Consider the following 20,000-nt stretch of genomic DNA (forward strand, 5'->3'; position numbering starts at 1 on the left):
GGGCAGGCGTGCGTAAGGTCGGCACGGGCCGCCGGGGCGATGGCCCTGGTGGTGACCTGTGGGAGGAACACGTGGAAAAGGCTGAGCCCGAGGTGCGGTCGAACTCCGATGCGGGAGGTCCGGGTGACGGCCTGGCGGGCCTGCGCGAGCGCGGGTTCGCCCGCTACGGCGCTGAGCAGCTCGGTATCACCCCGCTCGGCTCCGCCGCCGCGAGGGACTTGGCCGGGATGCGGGAGGCCTTCGCGGATCTGCCGCCCGACCCGTACGCTCCGGGAACGAATCGGTTCCGCCGGTACTCCCATGCCGTGTACCTCCCGTGGAAGGACGAACTGTCCTGGATTCCCGGAACCCCCGACCCCGTGCACGGTACGGTCACCGACTTCGCCGTCGGCCAGAACGAACCCGAGCACCCGCCGACGCGGCGCGCCCTCCCCGGCGTCCCCGAGACGCTGCTGGGCAACCCTCTGCTGCTGCGACTCCTGCGCTGGGACATCGAACAGGTCCTGTCCCTGGCGAACCTGGGAAGACGGCCGCTGTGGGCTGGTGTCCACTTCATCAAACTCCGCGTCGACCATCCCGGTCAGGACGCCGTTTCCTCCCCGAACTGCCTTCACCAGGACGGAGGCTCAGCCGGCACGTTCACCTTCGCCCACCTGATCAGCCGTGCCAACGTCACCGGAGGGCAGAACGTCATCGCCACCCCGGACAGCGCGGGCCTCCAGCCCGAGGACCCCTGGGCGGACATCCACGCCCGTTTCACCCTGACCCACCCACTGGAGGGCTACGCCGTTCACGATCACCGGGTCAGCCATTACGTCGGCCCGGTCCGGGCGGGCTCCGAGCCAGGGCCGGGCGAACGCTCCATCCTCATCGTCGGCCTCGCCCCCTACGTCCCCCAGCTGTGACACCGACACGGACACGGACCTGGACCCGGACCCGACATCCCCCCCGCCACTCGGCCGGCCGGACCACGGTGAACGTACCGGCAGTCCTCCAGACGGACCGGCATCAGGATCGAGAAGGAGCCCTCGTCGTCGGGTCGGCAGACCGCGATCGGCGCTTTGGGGGTGCCGAGCTCCAGAACCAGTCGGTGCCGCCCCGGCGGTCAGCGCGTCCAGCAGGACCTCGCGGTTGACGGCGACGCGGTCGGGGTCTTCGACACCCTCGGTGCAGAGGGTCATCGTGCCGCGGTCCCCCACCTTGCGCACACTGAGGTCGAGCGCTCCGGCTTCTCCGGTGCGGACAGAACACTGCCTGCCCGCGCCCCCGGCCTCCAGGGTTCGGCCCGGCCTGGAGAGCCCCTTCTTCCTGGCACCGGCGGCGTGCTGGTGGGCTCGGCAGAAGGTGGAGTCCACCGACACGGTCCAGCCGACGCCGTCACCGGCGTCGGCCACTGCCAGGACCGCGGCAAGGATGCGTTCCCAGGTGCCGTCCGTGGCCCATCTGCTCAACCGTGTGTGGCCGGTCCGGAACGAGCCGAGCTCTGCGGGCAGGCCCCGCCAGGGCGAGCATGTGCGGTACTTCCACGCGATGGCCTCGAGGGTTCGGCGCTGATCGGCCCGTCGCCGACCGCGGACCGGATCGGCCGGCATCAGCGGCTCGATCCGATCTCACATCGCATCAGCTGTCGGCGTCCAGCCGTCAGGTCGGAAGGCTCAGTGCCTGGTTTCCGTTCTGGCAAAGAGTTCAGCGCACTCGCTCGCGAAGGAACAGAGCTGGTCCACGACCTGCTGGTACTCCTGCCGGGCCCTTCCCGACCCGCACATCCGTCGCTGGGCCAACAGCAGACCACAAGGGAGTCTGAGCCCGTTCACTTGCCTCTCCTGACAGTTACGGGACAGCCCTTTAGCTTGAGATTTATCCCGTAGGAGTCTTCGGCGCTTGGCTCGCATACTGGTCTGATGAGCTCGATCTCCACACACCATCGGTTCCGGGACCCACGCAGCACGAAGTACGACTTCCTCGCGTCGGTCCTCGTGTGCTGTCCCGGCTGCGAGAAGATCGCTCACGTCGTGGCAGGACCGGAGCCGGCCGGGGGGCACGATCCGTACCTCTTTGCACCAAGACGTCTCGTCTGCCGGAACTGCGGGACGGCGAAGGAACGGAGCCGTGGAGGTGTGGCCCTGCACCGGGACCGGGACGAGCCGGCCACGGACCCGTATTTCGGCGTCCGTCTGTGGCTGCAGACCGAAACCCGGCACGGGTGGGTATGGGCCTACGATCTGGAACACCTTGACCTGGTCAGGCGATTCGTGCGGGCGCCGCTGCGTGAAGGGATTCCCTGGCACGACCACGGCCGGAAGATGACTGTGGTGGCCCGCCTGCCCGCATGGATGCAGCAGGCCAAGAACCGCGACGAGGTGCTGCGGGCCATCGCCCGCATCCACGCCTCACTGCTCCGCGCCTGATCCGGGAACACCGAGCCTGCCGCTCAATTCGTGACGGACGCTGGTGGAGGTCTTGACGCTTTGGGCATCGATCACACAGGCCGACAGCTCTGCGTCCCGTCCTTCTTTCTCCCGTAGGAGTTGCCTGAGCAGACCGTTGAGCTGGGCGAACACGCCTTCCTGCTGCCACTTCGCGAAGTAGCCGTAGACGGTGTTCCAGTGCGGGAAGTCATGCGGGAGGTAGCGCCACTGGACCCCGGTCCGGTCCACGTACAAGATCGCGTCCATGATGTCGCGCAGGTCATGCTCGGCCGGCCGGCCGGCCGGCCGAAGCCCAGGGCCCGGCCCCGGCGCTCGAAGCGCCAGGCCGCAAGGACCGGCTCGATCAACTCCCAGCGGGCATCGGACAGATCACTCGGATACGGGCGTCGCTTCGGCATGTTTCCGGCGTACCGCTCCCATCTCTTCTGTACCGCCATTCCGCACTCTAGAAAGCGGCCAATATACAGATAGTCCAGATGAAACGACCTCTTAGCCACGGTGATCGAGACCTTCCGTGATCAACCTGTCGCCCTCGCGGGTGGGCGTGGGCGGAGGAAACCCGTTGATGCGGGGGAGGTGGGCACTATGGTGTGCCCACCGTCACTTGGGTACCGTGCATCCGTTGTCATCATCGTGCATGGCACTCACGGTCAGGGGATCTTCATGCGCTTCGAGAAGAGCATCGCCTCCCTTGCAGTTTCGGGAGCAACTGCGGTGGCTGTCGTCGGAATTTCCAGCCCTGCCCAGGCCGGCTCTTCCCTGTGTCTTACGAAAGCGGTCTCCAGTTCGACGCCCGGTCTCTCCATGCAGACCTGTGGTCACGGGCTGATGAATCAGGCAAACGGCCAAGTAACTGTGTACATGACCAACGCGAACCCGAATGTGCAGCACTATGTGCGCGACATCTCGCTTACCTACGGCCCGGGTAGCTCTGGAGTAGGTTACGGCGGCTGGACCTGCGTCGTGATGAAGTGGATGAAGAGCGGCGACTCCTTCAAGTGCACCACTGCCTCGAATGTGGTCAATCAGACCTATGGAGCGTGGTGGTCAGCCCAGTCCACGGTCGATTACTGGAATTCCTCCCTCGCCGGTTATCGCGAGACCAGCGACAAGGTATCCATCTACGTCGACGGCTACTACAACTAGCCGACAGGAGAGTCCCCCCAGCGGGCGGCGGCACCGTTTTCCCCCGTCAGCGGGCTCCTCGCGGCAATGCCGGACGGGCCCGGGGGCCGTTGTCCGTTCCTCCGCCTGAAGTCCCACCGATGCGCGAGACGATCGATGACTGGGATCTCCGGGTAGGCCGTGAACCCGATGCCGCACCCGGTCCGTTCCGGGGGGCCGGTCAGTCAGGCGGTCGGCTCCAGATCCACGGCGAAGAGGGTCAGGGTGCCCGTCATCTCCAACAGGCGCTGGAGCTGGTGGTTGGGCGACGCCAACCGGATGACGGTGTCCGCCTCCTGCGCAGTGCGGCGGGCGGTCAGCAGGGCGTTGAGCCCCGAGGAGTCGCAGAAGGTCAACCGCGAGCAGTCGATCACCACGGGCCGGTCCGGTGCGGAGTGGGTGGCGGCCGTGCTGAGGGCGAGGCGCAGGGAGGAGACCGACTCGATGTCGATCTCCCCGACAGGGCGGACCACGACGGAGTGGTCCAGGACATCCACGGTGATGTCCCCACCGCCGGCCTGAGAGGCGGGCTGTTCGGTCATGCGGGATCGCTCCTTGGATCGACGGGCGTGCACCGCGGCAGCCCGCTGTTGCGGTCGGTGTTTCCGGAGGGGGGTCAGGTGCCCCGTGGTCGTGGTTGTCGCTGCGGCCGCCCCGTCGGGCGGTGCGTGGGTCATGACAGCGCGATGTGGGCGGGTGGGGGTCGATTACCTCATCGCAGAACGAGTAGAAATCTACCTCAGGCGGAGTAGAGATTGGACACTGGCTTCGCTATGGTTTCTCGCGTATCCAAGATGGAAAGGGCGGCCGGAGTGTTCGGCGGGCGGCCCGGGCGCCCTGACCGAGGGGCCCTTCCCTGCGCCCCTAGCACCCCCGAACAGGCAGGTGGGAGACTTGCTGTGCGGGAGGAGCGCGGCGCGCCACGGAACCCCATCAGATGCCGCTCGTACCGCTCGTACCGCTCATACCGCTTGTGGAAGGAGAGGATCATGTCCGCCACCGAACCAGACCCCAGCGGCAAGGACACGGAGGCCCCGGCCCCCCGCCTCCAGCACCAGGGTGGTACCGCCGATGACCACGGACGGGACCCGGGAGCGCCCTCACGGGTGGGTACGGGGTCGACGGCGCCGCCGGCCGACTCGGAACGCGTGAGCAGGGCCAATCCGGGCAGGGCCCGGCCCGCGACCGCCGGATCGCCGCAGGTCGAGGAGGAGCGGACGTAAGTGCCCCTCCCCGGGCCCCGGGTACACGGACGGACCGCACACATCCCGCGGGGTCTGAGCGGGAGAGCGCCGAGCGGACCGAAGTCAGCGGACCGAAGTCAGCGGACCGACGTCTTGTACCGCCGGTGCGGCCTGGCCCTCAGCGGGACGAGGGCCCGCCGAGCCGGCGGACGCCCACCCGCTGGTCGCCGCTGAACTCACCGGTGGGCTCGAAGCCCAGCCCGAGATAGAACGGTTCGGGGCTGTGCCGGCCCGTGTCCCAGCAGACGTACGCCCGGTCCGCGCCGCGGCGGCGGATCTCCTCGACAGCCGCTTCGACCGCGAAGCGGCCGTATCCCTTGCCCTGTTGGCGGGCGCCTATGTTGAGCCGCCAGATACCCGAGCGCACGTCGCCCGGATCCCGGTCGGGGTCCCAGGGGAAGTCGAGGAAGGCCATGACGAAGCCGACGACCTCGCCGCCGTCGACGACGGCCCGCGGCCAGGCGGCCTCGCCGTGTACGTAGGCCTCCGCCAGCGATTTCACCACCGGAGACACTAGGTGGTGCTGATCGGGGCGCACCTGCACGGCACACACGGCGCCGAAGTTCCGTGAGGTGACGGGTTCCAGCCGCAGGGCGGGAGCCGCAGGTCGTAGGGGTGGCGCTTCAGACATGACGACAGGGTAACTACGCTCCCCGCACGCTGAACTGGCAGGGGCGCCGACCGGGACGACCACCCGCGCAAGCCGCTGCTGGCTAGCGCGGGCGCACGGTGACGAACGCTGCGCGACCGTCACCCCTCATGCAACCGACACCGGCTCCACGAGCGCTCCGACGGCTTCGGCGTCCCGTTCGACACCGGTCACCTCCGGGTGCGCCCGTACGGCTTCCAGCTGCCCCCCGTCCAGCTCGGCGGCGAAGCCGCGTACCGCGTCACGGTAGACGAAGTGCGCATCCTCTACGGAGAGGGACGAAGGTGGCGGGCGGCGGAGCGGGTGCTCTCCGCTCCCTGCTCCTTCGGCCGCACGGCACCCGGCCTTGAGTCTCGTCCCGCCCGCATCGACGGTCGACCAGGACGTGTCCGGGCGATGACTGATCCCGAGCTCGACTCGACCCCCGTGCGCGCGGTCATCCCACGGTCGGAAGGACAGGCGTTAGTCGTCCTGCATGTTCTGGTCGGTGTTCTGGTCGGTGTTTTGGTCGGTGTTCCGGTCCTCGTCCTGCTGGGCGTCCTGGTCCGTTCCCTTGAAGCCGCTGCACTGGGTGTGCTGGTTGCTCTGGGTCACGGTGTACTTGGCGTTCTCCACGTTCAGCATCTGGAAGCCGCCGTTGGCAGCGATGGTGAAGGACCCGCCTCCGGCCGTCGGTGAGGAGAGGAAGGCGGTCCCCGGGGTGAAGCCACCACCGGAGAGGTGAACGGTTCCGTCGGGGAAGACGCCGGAGATGGAGCAGGTGGCAGTCGGTGCGGCGGCCGCAGGGCCCGCTCCCAAGGCGATCGGGGCGGCGGCGAACGAGGCGGCCACCAGCGGAGTGAAGACAGCGAAACGCAGGCGTCGGTTCATCGTGTGTTCCTCCCGGAAGGGAGTCCGGCCGCCGGCCCACGGGAGGCGGGCGCCCGGGCCGAATTGCGTCTGTCCTTCCCATCGTCCCCCGCCCGTCCCGGCGTGTCGATCGCGGCCGCGCGAACCGGACGGCGTCGTGCCGGGGCGTGCCCGCGCCCGGTTGCCCGGCCGTCGGCCGAGCAACCGAAGGGGCCGGGGAGCACAATGGGTGGACCGGCCCGGTGGCCCTACGGGGGCGGCCGGGCGGGCCTGTCCGCCCCGTTCGCGCCCTTCGGCGCGGGGCGGCCGTCCCCCGGGGTGGAGGAACCGATGATGACGCGGGCGCGGGCTCCGGCCCAGGAGACGGCGGGGGAGCCGTCCCCACTGACCTGGCGCATCACCAGCGGCTCGCCGGTGCCCGAGGAGGTCGCCGCGGTCGCCGTGGCGCTGTCGGCAGCCATGGTCGCGCGCCTGCCCGAAGCCGTACGCGACATACGCGAGGAAGAGGACGTGGAGCGTGAGATTGCGGCCCGCTGGTCGCCCGCGGCCGGCCGGCGCAGAGCCGCCACGTCGCGGGCCGCCGCCACCCGTCCGAGCTGGCGCACCGCCCCGTGACGGGAGCCCCCGCCGCAGGGGGGGATCACCGCTCTCGGGCGAGATCACCGCTCCCGGAGGGATACCGCCCCCGGCGGGGTTTCGGGCTGACGAAGGGGGGTTTCTCGTGCGGACGGGCCGTCGCGCTCACAGCACGGACCCGGCCAACGGGATCCCGAGGTGACCGCACGGGCCGGAGGCGGGAGGGTGAGCGAGCGGCGCCCGGGCCTCCCCACATGCACGGGTGCGCGGGACGGGCGGCCATGCTCTCCCCGTAGGGTGAGGGCCTGTAACCACCGCCGTCTCGCCACGGGAGTCGCCGCCATGTTGACCGCCCTCACCGGTGCCTACGGGGACCGCGCGGACGCCGTCACCGTCGCCGGGCGCAGTGCCTCCTACGAGGAACTCCTCGGCGCCGCCCGTGCGGTGGCCGCCGACATCGCCGGAACCCGGGCCGTCGCCGTTACCGCCACGGCGTCGCTGGAGACCGTCGCTGCCGTGGTGGGCGCCCTGCTGGCGAGGGTGCCCTGTGTGCCGCTGCCGCCCGACGCCGGTCCCGCCGAGCGCGAGCACATCCTGCGCGACTCCGGGGCGACCCGGATCGAGGTCGACCTCGCCCGCAAGCACGCCACCCTCGCCGCCGGCTCGACGGCCCCCGCCTTCGCCTCCGCGACCGGGGACGCGTCCACGTCTGCGTACGCGTCCGAGGACCCGGCTCTGATCCTGTACACCTCGGGCACCACCGGACCGCCCAAGGGTGTGGTCCTGACCGCCGCCGCCATCACCGCCGACCTGGACGCGCTCGCCGGGGTCTGGCAGTGGAGCGCCGAGGACACCCTGGTCCACGGCCTGCCGCTGTTCCACGTGCACGGCCTGGTCCTCGGCGTGCTCGGTGCCCTGCGTACCGGCAGCCGCCTGGTGCACACCGGCCGCCCCACCCCCGAGGCCTACGCGGCGGCGGGCGGCAGCCTGTACTTCGGAGTTCCGACCGTGTGGTCGCGCATCGCCGCCGCGCCGGAAGCGGCCGCCGCCCTCGCCGGGGCCCGGCTGCTGGTGTCCGGCAGCGCGGCCCTGCCCGCCCCCGTCTTCCGGGACCTCGAAGCCCTCACCGGCCACCGGCCCGTGGAGCGGTACGGGATGACCGAGACGCTGATCACCGTCAGCGGTCGCGCGGGAGGCGAGGTCCGCCCGGGCACGGTCGGCACCCCGCTGCCGGGCATCCGTACCCGCATCGCGGCCGAGCCGGGCGCCGAGATCGGTGAACTGCAGCTGACGGGGCCCACGTTGTTCACCGGATACCTGGGCCGTCCCGAAGCCACCGCTGCCGCCTACACCGACGACGGGTGGTTCCGTACGGGTGACATCGCGGCCCTCGACGAAGCCGACGGCGTCCACCGGATCGTGGGCCGCGCCTCCACCGACATGATCAAGTCCGGCGGCTACCGGATCGGCGCGGGCGAGGTCGAGAACGCGCTGCTCGACCACCCCCGGGTGAGCGAGGCCGCCGTGGTCGGCGTCCCGGACCCGGATCTGGGCCAGCGGCTCGTGGCCTTCGTCGTCGCCGAGGGGGTCACGGGGGCCGAGCTCACCGACTTCGTCGCGGCGCACCTGTCGGTACACAAACGGCCGCGCGAGGTCCGGTTCATCACCGCCGTACCGCGCAACGCCATGGGCAAGCCGCAGAAGAAGCGGCTGCTGACGGACGAGTTCGAGGAGCGGACATGACCGCCGCGCACACCGGCGTCCCGGGCCAGCACGTCCCGGGCCAGCACGTCCCAGGCCAGCACGTCCCGGGCCAGCACGTCTCGGGCCAGGCCACCGCGGGCAACCGCGCCCCGGGCCCCGGGGCCGATCCGTGCATCCGCCGCTTCCACCCCGCCCCGCCGGGGCCGGCCCCGAGGCTGGTGCTGCTCCCGCACGCCGCCGGCAACGCCTCCTTCTACTTCCCCTTCTCCCGGGACCTGGCCTCGTACGCCGAGGTGCTGACGGTGCAGTACCCGGGCCGCCAGGACCGGTTCGCCGAACCGGTGCCGGGCAGTCTGGAGGCCATGGTGGAGGGCGTGCACCAAGCCCTCCGGCCCTGGCTGGACAGGCCTCTGGTGCTCTTCGGGCACAGCATGGGCGCGATGATCGCCTTCGAACTGGCACGCCGGATGCAGGCCGGCGGACCGGAGGACGGATCCGACGTGTTGCGCGGACTGATCGTCTCCGGAAGGCCTTCCCCGCTCATCCACCGGGAGGACGAGGCGTACCCGCGCGACGACGAGGAACTGCTCGCCCACCTCGGTGCCCTGGCGGGCACCGACCCGCTGCTCCTCGCCGACGAGGACTTCCGCGAGCTGATCCTGCCGTCACTGCGCGGGGACTACCGGGCGGTGGAGAGCTACCGGTACGAGCCAGGGCCCGCCCTCCGCGTCCCGGTGAGCGTGCTCTGCGGCGAGCAGGACCCGCGGGCCGGGGTGGCCGAATCGATGGCCTGGCGGGACCTGACCGCGGAGGCCTTCACCTGTCGCGGATTCCCCGGGGGCCACTTCTACCTGGTGGACCATGCGGATGCGGTGGTCCGGGCCATCGCCGAGGACATGGTGGCCTTCGGCGCGTGCGCCGGGTCCGTCCCGGGCCGGTAGCCCGGCGACACCGCTGGAGCCGCGGGAGGCCATGCGCCGCCCCGCGGGCGCCGTGCGCGGTCCCGGCCCCGGCGCCGGCCCCGGCCCCGGCCCCGTAGAAAGGGTGTAGGGGTTCGGGAAAGAGGTCGGTAGGTTGGCGCACATGGATCATAGGGTTGACGATGTCCGGACCGATCACCGCGCCGTGGCGGCAGCTCTGGTGACGGTCGTGCTGTGGGCTTCCGCGTTCGTCTCGATTCGCGTGTCGGCGGCACATTTCGGGCCGGGAGCGCTGGCTCTGGGACGGCTCGCGACGGCGTCGCTCGCCCTGGGCCTGGTGGTCGTCGTCAAGCAGGTCCCGCTGCCGCCGCGGGGGGCGTGGCCCGGCATCGCGCTGTCCGGTGTGCTCTGGTTCGGCCTGTACATGGTGGCGCTGAACTGGGGCGAGCAGGAGGTGGACGCGGGTACGGCAGCGATGATCGTGAACATCGGCCCCCTCGTGATCGCTCTGCTGAGTGGCTGGCTGTTGAAGGAGGGCTTCCCGCGGATGTTGCTGGCGGGCATGGCCGTCTCCTTCGCGGGCGCCGTGGTGGTGGGCTTCTCCACCTCCCGCGGGGGCTCCTCCTCCGTGCTCGGAGTCGTGCTCTGCCTGATCGCGGCCCTCACCTACGGTGCGGGTGTCGTGTCGCAGAAGCCCGCGCTGAGGTACGCGAGCCCGCTCCAGGTGACCGCCTACGGCTGCTTCGTCGGTACCGCGGCCACCCTTCCCTTCGCGGGCCAGCTGGTGACCCAGCTGCCCGATGCCCCGCTCACGGCCACGCTCAACATGGTGTACCTGGGCCTCTTCCCCACGGCCCTGGCCTTCACGACGTGGTCCTACGCCCTCTCCCGTACGACCGCGGGGAAGATGGGCGCGACGACGTACGCGGTGCCGGCCGTCGTGGTGCTGATCGCCTGGATCGCCCTGGACGAGATCCCCGGCTGGCTGACCCTGCTGGGCGGTGCGATCTGCCTGGCCGGAGTGGCCGTCTCCCGCCGCCGCCCCGCGCGCCCGGCTCCGGTCGACGCGGTCCGGGATCCCCGGACGAGCGCGTAGGGCCCTGCCCACGCCCGTCTCCCCCCCGCCCTTCTCCCTCGCCCTTCTCCTGCCGCCCCTGGCCCCCGGCTGCCTTCCGGGCGTGTCGGTCGGCTCCGTCGTGCCGTGCGAAGATCGGACGGGCCGGCGATGGGCCGGCGGTGGCGAAAGGGACATGCACATGGCAGCGGGATTCTCGGAATGGAAAGTCAACCGGCAGTACGGCCAGGGCGACCGGGTCGTCCATCTGGGCCGCCAGTACCGCTGTCTGGCGGCGCACAAGTCGAACTCCGCGAGCAACCCGAAAACCGCCGTCAAGCTCTGGCAGCACGCGGTCTGACAGCGGCGGACGCCGCCCGCGGCGCGTACCCCGTCCGGCTTGTCCGCCGGCGCCCCTCGGACGCCGTAGGCGCCGTCCGGCTACCCCAGGGTGGTGGGCGTCCATCCGGTTGGCCGCGCTGGAGGTGCCGCTTGGGTGGTGGCGGGGGAGGATGCGGGCATGGCCTGTCGGCACCGTCTGGATGGGGTCCGTGTCATGTTCTGTGGTCGTGGTCTTGGTCGTGGCCCTCGTCGCCGTGGTGGTGCTGTGGGTGTGTCGGCGGGAGTGGTGGCGGTGTTGTTCGCCGCTTCGGCATGCTCGGGTCTGGGGCGGAGCACGGTGGGCATGTTGAGCTTCAGGGGTCACGATTCGCCGGTGGAGGTGTCGTACTCCAACACGTTGGTCAAGGGGTGTCACCGGATCGACATCCCGCGCGGTGCTACGCACGTGGAGAACAACACACGGGTGGACGTGGTGTTGTACCGGACGGCGAACTGCAAGAAGGTGGACGGGGACGACGGTGTGTATGTGGCCACCACGTTGTCGGACCTGACGGCTCCGGCGAGTCGTCCGTGGCGCAGTTTCAGCGTCATCCACTGATCCTTACCGCCGTCTGCGCGTGGTTTCCGTAGTCTTCTGCCCTGCCCTGCCCTGCCCTGCCCTGCCCTGCCCCGCCCGGTGTCTTTCGGTGCGGGGCGGTTGTGTGTCCGGCGCAGGTCCGTGCAGTGGGGCGCCGATCCGTGCTGTGCCGGTGTCGGGGGTGTGGTGGTTCGTGCGGTTCGTCCCGGGGTGGGGTTGGCGGGTGTGGGGGCGGGCTGGGGGTGTGTTGTGGTGGGGTGGGTGGGTGATGAGCACTGGGCTGGTTCTGGTGGTGGGGGCGGCCGGGTTTGTGGGCGGGCCCGTGGTGGAGCGGTTGGTCCGGGGGGGTGTGGGGGTTCGGGCGGTCGTGCACCGGGGGCAGGTGCCGACGGGTGTTGAGGGCGTGCGGGGGGATCTGGCGCGGCCTGAGTCGCTACGCGGGGTGTGTGAGGGGGTGGGGGCGGTGTTGCACCTGGCTGCGCGGGTGAGCGGGTCGCTGGAGGAGTGCCGGGCGGTGAACGAGTACGGGACGGCCGCGTTGTTGGCGGAGGCGGAGCGGTGTGGGGTGGCTCGGGTGGTGCAGCTGGGGACGGCTGCGGTGTATCGGGACGGGGTGCATCAGGGCGCTGTGGAGGGGGAGTTGGCTGAGGGGCCGGAGTCGGTGGTGAGTGTGACGCGGCTTGCGGGGGAGCGGTTGGTCTTGGCGGCGGGCGGGACGGTGTTACGTCCCCATCTGGTGTACGGGCGGGGGGATCGGTGGGTCGTTCCGTCGTTGGTGGAGTTGTTGGGGCGGTTGCCGTTCTGGGTGGACGGGGGGCGGGCGCGGATGTCGATGGTGTCGGTGGACGCGCTGGCGGGGGCGTTGGCGGAGCTCGCGGTGTGTGGGGAGGCGGAGGCGGGGGTGTGGCACGCGGGGCATCCGGTGCCGGTGTCGGGGCGCGAGTTGGTGGAGACGGTGGCGGGTGAGCTGGGGTTGGCGCTGCCGGCGGGGGAGGTGGATCTGGAGGGGGCGTTGGCGTTCTTGGCGGGTCCGGACGGTTTGGATCCGGTGTTGCGCCGGCGGTTGTCGTTCCTCGCGGTGGACCACTGGTACGACAGCAGCCGGTTGTGGGATCTGGTGTCGGCGTCGCCGGGGCGGGGGTTCGTCGAGGAGTTCGGCCGATACGGGGACTGGTACCGCGCGCAGTGCGGGCGGTAGCCCTCGACGTGATGGTGGGTATCAGCTCATGGCGGCCGGCGGGGGCGGCGTCCCGGGCTACCGCCGTGAAACGCCGAACCCGACGTTCCTCCGAGGCGGTCGGCCCGAGAGCTGCGCTGGGCGGCGGGGCGTGCGCCTACGGCGCCGTGACCCTCACCGGCTCCGTGTCGGCCGCGCTGTGCCGCTCGGCCCAGTTCTGCAGCGCCGTGCGGCAGGCGTGGTCGACGTGGTGCAGTCCAGAGAGGTTCAGCTCCACGGGGCGGTTCTGAGGCAGCGCCTCCAGGCTGTCGAGGATCTTGGGTAGCCGCAGGAAGGTCGCGTTGCCGGACAGATTCGCCTTGACTGAGCCGACACCCTCGTCGATGACCTCCAGCTTGACGTGCGAGGCCTGCCAAGCCGTCTTGGCGACCGACAGCGCCAGACCGATGAGCACGCCTTCGAACATGTTCACCGCGACGATCATCACGGCCGTGACCACGAGGATCACGGCCTCACCGCGGTCCGTCGTCCACAGCGGCACGACCTGCCGGAACGGGATCAACTTCCAACCCGCGTGCACGAGGACGCCGGCGAGGGCGGGCAGCGGTATCAACTCCAGCACGGACGGCAGCAGCGCCGCGAACAGCAGCAGCCACACGCCGTGCAGCACGCGGGAAGCCTTGGTCTTCGCGCCCGCCTGGACGTTGGCCGAGCTGCGCACGATCACAGCGGTCATCGGCAGCGCACCGAGCAGCCCGCACACGGTGTTGCCGGCGCCCTGTGCCATGAGTTCCTTGTCGTACTCGGTGCGCGGTCCGTCGTGCAACCGGTCCACGGCCGCAGCGCTGAACAGGCTTTCGGCGGAGGCGATCAACGCAAACGCGAGGATGGTGCCGAGGAGGGCCGGTTGGGCCATGCGTCCGAAGGCGTCGGCCCCCGGCGGTTGGATCGCACCGAGCAGCCCCTGTACCTCTACCGTGGCCACCGGCAGCCCGAACGCCAGCGTGGCCAGCGTGGCCAGCAGCACCGCCGCGAGCGCGCCAGGCACCACCCGAGCCCGTTTCGGCATCCGCTGCCACAGCACCAGCACCGCGATGGTGGCCGCTCCCACCCCCAGCGAGGCCAGGGCCGCGGGGCTGCCGAACGCCCGGGCGAGCGCCTCCGGCAGCCCCGCGATCTTGTCGATGCCGGACGCAGGCGCTTTCAGCCCCGCCGCCGCGTACAACTGGCCCGCGATGATCACGAGCCCGATGCCGGCCAGCATGCCCTCGACCACCGAGACCGAGATGGCCCGGAACCAGCGGCCCAGCTTGAGCACGCCCATGAGGAGCTGGAGCAGCCCGGCGAACAGCACGATCACGCCGAGCGCGGCCGGCCCGAACTGGCGGACCGCCTCGAAGACGAGCACGGTCAGACCCGCGGCCGGCCCGGACACCTGCAGGCTGCTGCCGGGCATCAGCCCTGCGACGATGCCACCCACGATGCCGGTGACCAGACCGAGTTCCGCAGGGACACCGGAAGCCACGGCCACGCCGACGCACAGCGGCACAGCGACGAGGAAGACGACGAGGGAGGCGGCGAAGTCCTGCCTCAGATGGGGAGACTTGATCACAGCATTCACCGCGCCGCTCACAGGGCCTGGAACGTATCGGTGTCCGCGCGGTGTTCGAGTACGGCTCCGGTGTGCACCTCGTAGTACCAGCCGCGCACCCGTAGACGACCCTCGGCCAATCCCTTTTCCACGCAGGGGTACGAACGCAGGCGCAGCAGTTGGGCGAGCAGGTGGTGCTGCACGGACGCGGCGACCGCCGGGTCGTCCGGGTCGGCCGACACCGGCCGGCTCGCGGCGTACGCGAGCCAGTCCCGTACGGCGGGGACGGGGTCCAGGTCGTCGCCGCGCACCAGCGCTCCGACGGCACCACAGTGCGAATGGCCGCAGACGACGATGTCCTGGACACCGAGCACGTTCACGGCGTACTCGATGGTGGCGGCCTCGGAGGTGGGGCGCTCGGAGGCGTACGGGGGGACGATGTTCCCCGCGGTGCGCAGCTCGAAGAGCTGGCCGGGCGCGGCGCCGGTGATCAGGGCCGGTACGACCCGGGAGTCAGAGCACGTGATGAACAGGGCCTGGGGGGACTGGCCTTCGGCGAGTCTGGCGAACTCCTCAGGGCGCTGTCCGAACGAGCGGGCGTTGTCGATGAGGGGCTGCATGCGTGTTCGATCCTCCTGGCGCGCCAGGACAGCGCGTCGGACGGGCAGGGCGTGGGGGAGGAGGGTGTGGCTGCCGCCGGGCGTTGCGGGCGGGCGCGGAGGCCTGCCGGCCCCGCCGAGACAGCCGTCACCGTTCCAGGTGCCGACACGCGGCACCTCACAGATGGCTCAATTCCGGACTGGTCTTCGGCCGCAAGCGTGCCGGGCTCCGTGCGCGTGTGTGAACACCGCCGCGTGCGCCGGGAGCAGAGGGTGAGCTGCCCGACGGAAAGGATCGCGAGCGCGATCCCGCCTGTCACACCTCGCCATATCCGTCCCTCCCGGACATCCAGCACCCCTTGTACAGACAAAGCGTGAGTCAAGGATTGGTCAAGGAATACGGTAGCCCGACGGAAGTGTTTGCGCGGTTAACTCGGCGCGTCCGGCTGAAGAGAGCCCGAAAGTGTGAGGTTCCTTGGCGTGAATCGGTCCTTGATTTCGTTCAAATGATCGAGACAGAGCCTCGATGAGTCTTCATCGGCGAGTGCTCCGCCACGCCGTGCCGTGCGGCGGCGGCGACCGGGGCCGCCCTTCAGGAAACCCGGCGTCCTCCGGGCCGGGCTCGGACCGGGCTCTCGAGCATGCTGAGCGCCTGCATGGCATCGCGTTCGACGCGTGAGAGCTCGCGGAGGACGGAGCCGGCCCGTACGAGGCACTCCGCGTCGCCGGATTCGCCCGCCGTCCCGATGAGTGCCGCCACCTGTGTCCAGAGGGTGGCGGCCTCGCTGTACAGCCTGTGGCCGGTGCGCAGGTGGCTGCTCTCGATCAGTTGGGCGCACTCGGCGAGGAAGTCCCGGTACAGATTGCGGAACAGGGCGCCTCCGGTGCCGGCCCGCTCCATGAGGACGGCGGCCCGTGGCAGATCCTCCTGCGGACTGTTGCTGCGCCGCAACCACGTGGGCACCTGTTCGGCGGCCTTCTCGATGCCCCGGTAGCCCAGGTTCGCGATGGGCGGGCGGAGGAAGGCCTCGGCGCAGGTCTTGATCGCAGGGATGATGCCGTCCCGAGGCGGCGTCAGGCTGCGGGGCACCGTGAGGGTGAAGGAGCGGTGCCTGGCGGTCATGGGGCCGCGCTCGGCCCGGGCCCTGGCCAGGCCGGCGAGGCTGGTCGAGACGGCTCCACCCTGCTGGTCGGTGTCCACCAGGTAGGCGTCCCGTTCGTCGTAGCCGTACATGGCCACGACGTGCCCGCCGAAGTGCGTCTTGGTGCTGAAGTAGTCCAGGTGGTAGCTGTCGAGCTGCAGGCCGACCGGCCGACCGGCGTCGATAGGCGCCGCCACGTTCTGCCACGCCTTTCGCTCAGAAGTCGTCTCCCCGACCAGCAGCTCGAGTCCGAGTACGGCGGCCAGGCGCCTGGTGAGCTCGAACGGCTTGACCCGGCCTCCCAGGAAGGGGAAGCCCATGCTCTTGCTGTCCCAGTAGATGAAGGACAGCCCGGAGCCGAGCCCGAACAGCATGGGCTCGGACAAGTCGAGCCCCTCGTGTCGCAGCAGCACGCCCAGGGCCGTGGTCTCACAGTGCTGCATACCGCGGGCGTCGATGTCTTCCACCATGGTCATGCCGCTCATTCTTCCTCCCTCGCCATGCGGCAACGCCGCGAAGACGACACGGTATTTTCGGGCATTCATCCCCATATTGGATGGATTCGCGTGCTACAGATAGTGAGCAAAGATCCGCAAACTGAGAGGTACAGGACGATGCGCACAACCATTCTCCGTGTGACGACCGCGCTGGGTGCCGCGGCTTTGCTGGTCATCTGCGGTGCCGGGGCAGCCAGTGCTGACGACACGGGGCCGGGGCGCGGCGTAGGCAACGCGGGCATCGGCAACGACGGCGTAGGCAACGCGGGCATCGCCAACGACGGCATCGGCAACGCGGGCATCGCCAACGACGGCATCGGCAACGCCGGTGTCGCCAACTGGGGCCTGGGCAACGCGGGCCTGGGCAACACGGGCATCGGTAGCCACGGCATCGGCAACTCGGGCATCGGCAGTTCCGGCATCGGCAACTGAGACGGGCTGACGGCCGCCGCACCGCCGATTCGCACGACGGGCCCGGCTGACGCCGGGCCCGTCCACCCGGGCCGCCGGCTCGGGAGTACGGCGAACTACGCGGCGCCTGTGGCTCTTTCGGCGCGAGAGGTCAGGGCTTCGTCTTCGTAAGGGCGCAGGTGTAGGGCGAGTTGCCCGATCCGCGGTAGGCGTCGAGTTCGATGTAGTAGGTGCCGCTTCCCGTGGCGGTCCTGGTGTGGGTGAGGGACTCGTCTGCGCCCACTCCGTCGTTCACGGACCTGCTGATGGTGCTGCCGGTGGAGTCGAGGAGATAGAGGTCGGCGTCGTAAGCCCCGTCGGGGATGGTGCATTGGACGGTGATCTGCTCGCCGGCCACCAGGGAGATGCGGAAGTGGTCGCGGTCGGTGGTCGACTTCATGGTGCCGGTGAGTGCGGCGGGGTAGGCCAGGGCGGTGGCGTCGTCGGCTGTGGCGCGGGTGTCGTTGGCCTCGGTCTCGGCCAGCGGGGTCGTTCCGCCGGGTGCTTCACAGGTGGTCCGGGGGGTGCCGGAGTAGGGGTTGGCGTCGATGACGCCGTCGGTGACGCTGCGGAGGTAGTAGCCGCAGGCGGGCCGGTTCTTGAAGTCGTGGCTCTGCCCCGGGCCGAGACGCCAGATCTTGTAGTCGGAGAAGCTCAGGGGCTTGCCTGAGGTCGCTCGCTCGGGCTGGTGGTCGCCGAGGACGACGTAGGCCTCCTTGCCGTAGAGGGTCGCCTTTCCGTTCTTGTCGAGGAGCAGGGAGCTGCCTTCCTCGACGCCGACGCCCCAGGCCTTGCCGCCCGAGGTCCGGCCGTCCTTGATCGCGCGGGCCACGAAGGCCATGGTGCGGCCCATCCGATCGCGCGCGGCGAAGTGCGAGTCGTTGATGACTCCGCCGTAGTTCGGCCAGTCGAACATGCCGGTGGTGAAGGTGACGTAGCTGTCGTAGGGGTTCGCGAGGGCCTCGGCGCTGGTGACGCTGCCCTTGCACGCGTCGTAGACCACCGGGCTGTTGACGTGGTGGCCGGCGCTGCCGCCCCCGGACCCGCCGCCCTTGGCCACGACCGATTCCACGGACGCCTCCAGTGCGCTGCCCTTCCAGGCGGCGTAGCGGCACTGGTCGCCGCCCGCGAAGTACACGAACTCCGCGTTGCGGACGTCGGCGTTCACTTGGCTGTTGCCGCCGTCCGAGGCCGCGGTGAGGGTCCAGCTCGTGCAGGAGTTGACGCCGGGCAGGGCCAGGGCGGCGTCACACTCCGGAGTGGGGCTTCCGGTGGTCGGGGCGGACCCGGCGATGACGACGACGTCAAGACTCCCGGCAGTGCCGCGGATGGCGTCGATGGCGGCGCTCATGGACGCGGGGATCATCTTGCCGTCACCGTTCATGGTGAAGGCGGGACCCTGCCAGGACGCGCGGCTGACGTCCGAGGCGCTGCCCAAGCGGATGCGGGTGGCGGCCGCCTCGGCTGAACCTGCCGCGGTGAGCGTGCTGACGAGGGTGAGGAGAGCGACGACGGCCGAGGCCGCCTTCGCCCGCCCGGACTGGATGCCCATGGATGCTCCGGAGGGTGGGGGAGGGGATGAGGGGGTGAGCCCGGCACGCGGGCACGGCTGGGCGATGCCTCGGGACGGGAGGGGGCGCGTCACGCTCTCCCGCCCACCGGCTTCGCTGTGGTAGCGGAACTTACAAGCCGCGGAAGAATCACGGTAGATGTACGGCGATATTCGCCGCGCGCGCTGTCGGTCAGGGTGCTTGACCTCCTGAGAAGAGGCGTGAGCGAGAGTCGTAGGTGTCCGAAACGGATGCGTACCCGGATGTAATGGGCGCTACATCTAGCCAAGGATCTGCATGTTCTGTAACTTCCAGTCTGCAGCCGACGGCGAACACTCCCGTCGGCCCGAGACCGGAGAGGTTCGATCCTGATGAACACCCGTCCGACCCGTTACCTGCTCGCAGCGTCACTCGCTGCCACGACCGCGCTCGTCACGCTCACTGCCTGCTCGGACACCACCGACCCCGCCCCCGCGGCCGCGAGGGAGCAGCTCGCCGTCGCGGGAGTGACCATCGGACAGGACAAGGCCCTGCATGACGCGCTCCCCGCGGCGATCAGGAAGTCGGGGACGGTGAGGGTGGCCACCGACGTGCCGTACGCCCCCTTCGAGATGTTCGTGAGCGAGGGCGAGCCGGAGCTGACCGGACTCGACTACGACCTCGGCCAGGCCCTGGGGGCCAAGCTGGGCGTGAAGTTCGCGTTCGCCCCGCAGAAGTTCGACGGGATCGTCCCGGCGATCCACGCCGGGAAGTTCGATGCGGCCATGTCCGCGATGACCGACAACAAGGAGCGGCAGGCGGTCGTCGACTTCGTCGACTACTCCGTCTCCGGCTCCGGGATCATGGTGGTCAAGGGGAACCCCGAGAAGATCGCGACCCTGACCGACCTGTGCGGCAGGAAGGTCGCCGTCCAGGCGGCGACCAACCAGCTCGACCTCCTGAAAGCACACCAGACCGCATGCAAGGAGGCGGGGAGGGCCGCCATCGACATCCAGACCTTCCCCAAGGACTCCGACGCCCAGCTCGCCCTGCGCTCGGACAAGGTCGTCGCCCAGGTCCAGACGAAGCCGGCCGCGGGCTGGACCGCGAAGACCGCCGACGGCGGCAACACCTTCGAGGTCGTCGACGACCCGGCGGCGGCAGGAGGCTACGGAGCCTCCCCCAACGGCATCGCCGTGTCCAAGAAGCTCCCCGAGCTCAGCGATGCCATCCAGCGGGCCCTGCAGGCCCTGATCGACGACGGCACGGTCACCAAGATCTTCGACAAGTACGGCGTTGCCTCCATCGCCGTCAAGGAGGCCACGAAGAACGCCGGGGTGAACTGACCATGGCCGCCGCAACCGCCTCCGCCGGCGCGACCCGCCAAGATCCCACTCCCGACGACGAGTTGCAGGTCGTCCCCGTCCGCCACTACGGACGCTGGGCGGCCGCCGCGGCCGCCGCCGCCGCGCTCGCCGGCACGGCCGGCTCCCTCGCCAAGAACGAC

21 protein-coding genes and 2 pseudogenes are annotated in these 20,000 nt (G+C 70.2%); 13 read left to right on the forward strand and 10 right to left on the reverse strand.

Annotated elements, in window-relative coordinates; all coding sequences use genetic code 11:
- Window positions 1–71 precede the first annotated feature (71 nt).
- On the forward strand, window positions 72–905 hold the full coding sequence (locus tag ACFWU6_RS25475; protein ID WP_383983238.1) for a 2OG-Fe dioxygenase family protein: 834 nt from the start codon (window positions 72–74) through the stop codon (window positions 903–905).
- Between the two features lie 393 nt (window positions 906–1,298).
- Here ACFWU6_RS25475 and ACFWU6_RS25480 read toward each other — a convergent pair.
- Window positions 1,299–1,604 (reverse strand): annotated as a pseudogene (locus tag ACFWU6_RS25480) (transposase); the annotation flags it as partial.
- A 297-nt stretch (window positions 1,605–1,901) separates the two neighbouring features.
- Between ACFWU6_RS25480 and ACFWU6_RS25485 the strand changes: the two are divergent.
- Window positions 1,902–2,408 carry a hypothetical protein gene (locus ACFWU6_RS25485; RefSeq protein WP_383811618.1) on the forward strand — a complete coding sequence of 169 codons (507 nt, stop codon included), beginning with the start codon at window positions 1,902–1,904 and terminating at the stop codon, window positions 2,406–2,408.
- Between the two features lie 36 nt (window positions 2,409–2,444).
- Here the strand turns inward: ACFWU6_RS25485 and ACFWU6_RS25490 are convergent.
- A pseudogene (locus ACFWU6_RS25490) lies at window positions 2,445–2,827 on the reverse strand (transposase); the annotation flags it as partial.
- Window positions 2,828–3,092: 265 nt separating this feature from the next.
- On the opposite strand from ACFWU6_RS25490, the gene ACFWU6_RS25495 reads away from it, so the two are divergent.
- On the forward strand, window positions 3,093–3,575 hold the full coding sequence (locus ACFWU6_RS25495; protein ID WP_383802787.1) for a hypothetical protein: 483 nt from the start codon (window positions 3,093–3,095) through the stop codon (window positions 3,573–3,575).
- A 203-nt stretch (window positions 3,576–3,778) separates the two neighbouring features.
- Here the strand turns inward: ACFWU6_RS25495 and ACFWU6_RS25500 are convergent, their stop codons facing one another.
- A complete protein-coding gene (locus ACFWU6_RS25500) occupies window positions 3,779–4,135 on the reverse strand; it encodes an STAS domain-containing protein (protein ID WP_383802785.1) in 357 nt (118 codons plus the stop codon).
- A 447-nt stretch (window positions 4,136–4,582) separates the two neighbouring features.
- On the opposite strand from ACFWU6_RS25500, the gene ACFWU6_RS25505 reads away from it, so the two are divergent.
- Window positions 4,583–4,816 carry a hypothetical protein gene (locus ACFWU6_RS25505; RefSeq protein ID WP_383802783.1) on the forward strand — a complete coding sequence of 78 codons (234 nt, stop codon included), beginning with the start codon at window positions 4,583–4,585 and terminating at the stop codon, window positions 4,814–4,816.
- A 139-nt stretch (window positions 4,817–4,955) separates the two neighbouring features.
- Here the strand turns inward: ACFWU6_RS25505 and ACFWU6_RS25510 are convergent, their stop codons facing one another.
- From ACFWU6_RS25510 to ACFWU6_RS25520, 3 genes are all read right to left on the reverse strand, one after another.
- Entirely contained in the window at window positions 4,956–5,468 is a 513-nt protein-coding gene (locus tag ACFWU6_RS25510; protein ID WP_383802781.1) for a GNAT family N-acetyltransferase, read from the reverse strand.
- A gap of 126 nt (window positions 5,469–5,594) precedes the next feature.
- Entirely contained in the window at window positions 5,595–5,945 is a 351-nt protein-coding gene (locus ACFWU6_RS25515) for a protease inhibitor I9 family protein (protein WP_383983260.1), read from the reverse strand.
- A gap of 3 nt (window positions 5,946–5,948) precedes the next feature.
- A complete protein-coding gene (locus ACFWU6_RS25520) occupies window positions 5,949–6,356 on the reverse strand; it encodes a hypothetical protein (protein WP_383802780.1) in 408 nt (135 codons plus the stop codon).
- A gap of 309 nt (window positions 6,357–6,665) precedes the next feature.
- Between ACFWU6_RS25520 and ACFWU6_RS25525 the strand changes: the two genes are divergently transcribed.
- The 7 genes from ACFWU6_RS25525 to ACFWU6_RS25555 all read left to right on the forward strand — a co-directional run bounded on the left by ACFWU6_RS25525 (window position 6,666) and on the right by ACFWU6_RS25555 (window position 12,706).
- Window positions 6,666–6,950 carry a hypothetical protein gene (locus tag ACFWU6_RS25525; RefSeq protein WP_383983240.1) on the forward strand — a complete coding sequence of 95 codons (285 nt, stop codon included), beginning with the start codon at window positions 6,666–6,668 and terminating at the stop codon, window positions 6,948–6,950.
- Between the two features lie 303 nt (window positions 6,951–7,253).
- A complete protein-coding gene (locus tag ACFWU6_RS25530; RefSeq protein WP_383983242.1) occupies window positions 7,254–8,654 on the forward strand; it encodes an acyl-CoA synthetase in 1,401 nt (466 codons plus the stop codon).
- Window positions 8,651–9,556, forward strand: coding sequence for a thioesterase II family protein (locus tag ACFWU6_RS25535; RefSeq protein ID WP_383983244.1), 906 nt, complete (start codon window positions 8,651–8,653; stop codon window positions 9,554–9,556). Before ACFWU6_RS25530 ends, ACFWU6_RS25535 begins: the two co-directional genes overlap by 4 nt.
- A 142-nt stretch (window positions 9,557–9,698) precedes the next feature.
- Window positions 9,699–10,631: a DMT family transporter gene (locus tag ACFWU6_RS25540; RefSeq protein WP_383802772.1), complete on the forward strand. Its 933-nt coding sequence runs from the start codon at window positions 9,699–9,701 to the stop codon at window positions 10,629–10,631.
- A 160-nt stretch (window positions 10,632–10,791) separates the two neighbouring features.
- Window positions 10,792–10,950, forward strand: a complete 159-nt coding sequence (locus ACFWU6_RS25545; protein ID WP_383802770.1) for a carbohydrate-binding protein — start codon at window positions 10,792–10,794, stop codon at window positions 10,948–10,950.
- A 354-nt stretch (window positions 10,951–11,304) separates the two neighbouring features.
- A complete protein-coding gene (locus ACFWU6_RS25550) occupies window positions 11,305–11,529 on the forward strand; it encodes a hypothetical protein (protein ID WP_383983246.1) in 225 nt (74 codons plus the stop codon).
- A 247-nt stretch (window positions 11,530–11,776) separates the two neighbouring features.
- The gene (locus tag ACFWU6_RS25555; RefSeq protein ID WP_383983248.1) at window positions 11,777–12,706 is read left to right on the forward strand and encodes an NAD-dependent epimerase/dehydratase family protein; all 930 of its coding nucleotides are present in this window, start codon (window positions 11,777–11,779) and stop codon (window positions 12,704–12,706) included.
- Window positions 12,707–12,842: 136 nt separating this feature from the next.
- On the opposite strand, the gene ACFWU6_RS25560 is transcribed toward ACFWU6_RS25555, so the two are convergent.
- The 3 genes from ACFWU6_RS25560 to ACFWU6_RS25570 form a co-directional block, all read right to left on the reverse strand.
- A complete protein-coding gene (locus tag ACFWU6_RS25560; RefSeq protein WP_383983250.1) occupies window positions 12,843–14,318 on the reverse strand; it encodes a SulP family inorganic anion transporter in 1,476 nt (491 codons plus the stop codon).
- A complete protein-coding gene (locus ACFWU6_RS25565) occupies window positions 14,315–14,896 on the reverse strand; it encodes a carbonic anhydrase (protein WP_383983252.1) in 582 nt (193 codons plus the stop codon). Before ACFWU6_RS25565 ends, ACFWU6_RS25560 begins: the two co-directional genes overlap by 4 nt.
- A 571-nt stretch (window positions 14,897–15,467) precedes the next feature.
- A complete protein-coding gene (locus ACFWU6_RS25570) occupies window positions 15,468–16,493 on the reverse strand; it encodes a BtrH N-terminal domain-containing protein (protein WP_383802760.1) in 1,026 nt (341 codons plus the stop codon).
- A gap of 159 nt (window positions 16,494–16,652) precedes the next feature.
- Between ACFWU6_RS25570 and ACFWU6_RS25575 the strand changes: the two genes are divergently transcribed.
- Window positions 16,653–16,946, forward strand: coding sequence for a hypothetical protein (locus tag ACFWU6_RS25575; protein ID WP_383983253.1), 294 nt, complete (start codon window positions 16,653–16,655; stop codon window positions 16,944–16,946).
- Between the two features lie 130 nt (window positions 16,947–17,076).
- Here the strand turns inward: ACFWU6_RS25575 and ACFWU6_RS25580 are convergent, their stop codons facing one another.
- Entirely contained in the window at window positions 17,077–18,516 is a 1,440-nt protein-coding gene (locus ACFWU6_RS25580; protein WP_383983254.1) for a pre-peptidase C-terminal domain-containing protein, read from the reverse strand.
- 369 nt (window positions 18,517–18,885) lie between these two features.
- Between ACFWU6_RS25580 and ACFWU6_RS25585 the strand changes: the two genes are divergently transcribed.
- Window positions 18,886–19,839: an ABC transporter substrate-binding protein gene (locus ACFWU6_RS25585; RefSeq protein WP_383983256.1), complete on the forward strand. Its 954-nt coding sequence runs from the start codon at window positions 18,886–18,888 to the stop codon at window positions 19,837–19,839.
- Window positions 19,840–20,000 lie beyond the last annotated feature (161 nt).

The sequence above is a fragment of the Streptomyces sp. NPDC058674 genome (genome assembly GCF_042716505.1).
Taxonomy (GTDB): domain Bacteria; phylum Actinomycetota; class Actinomycetes; order Streptomycetales; family Streptomycetaceae; genus Streptomyces.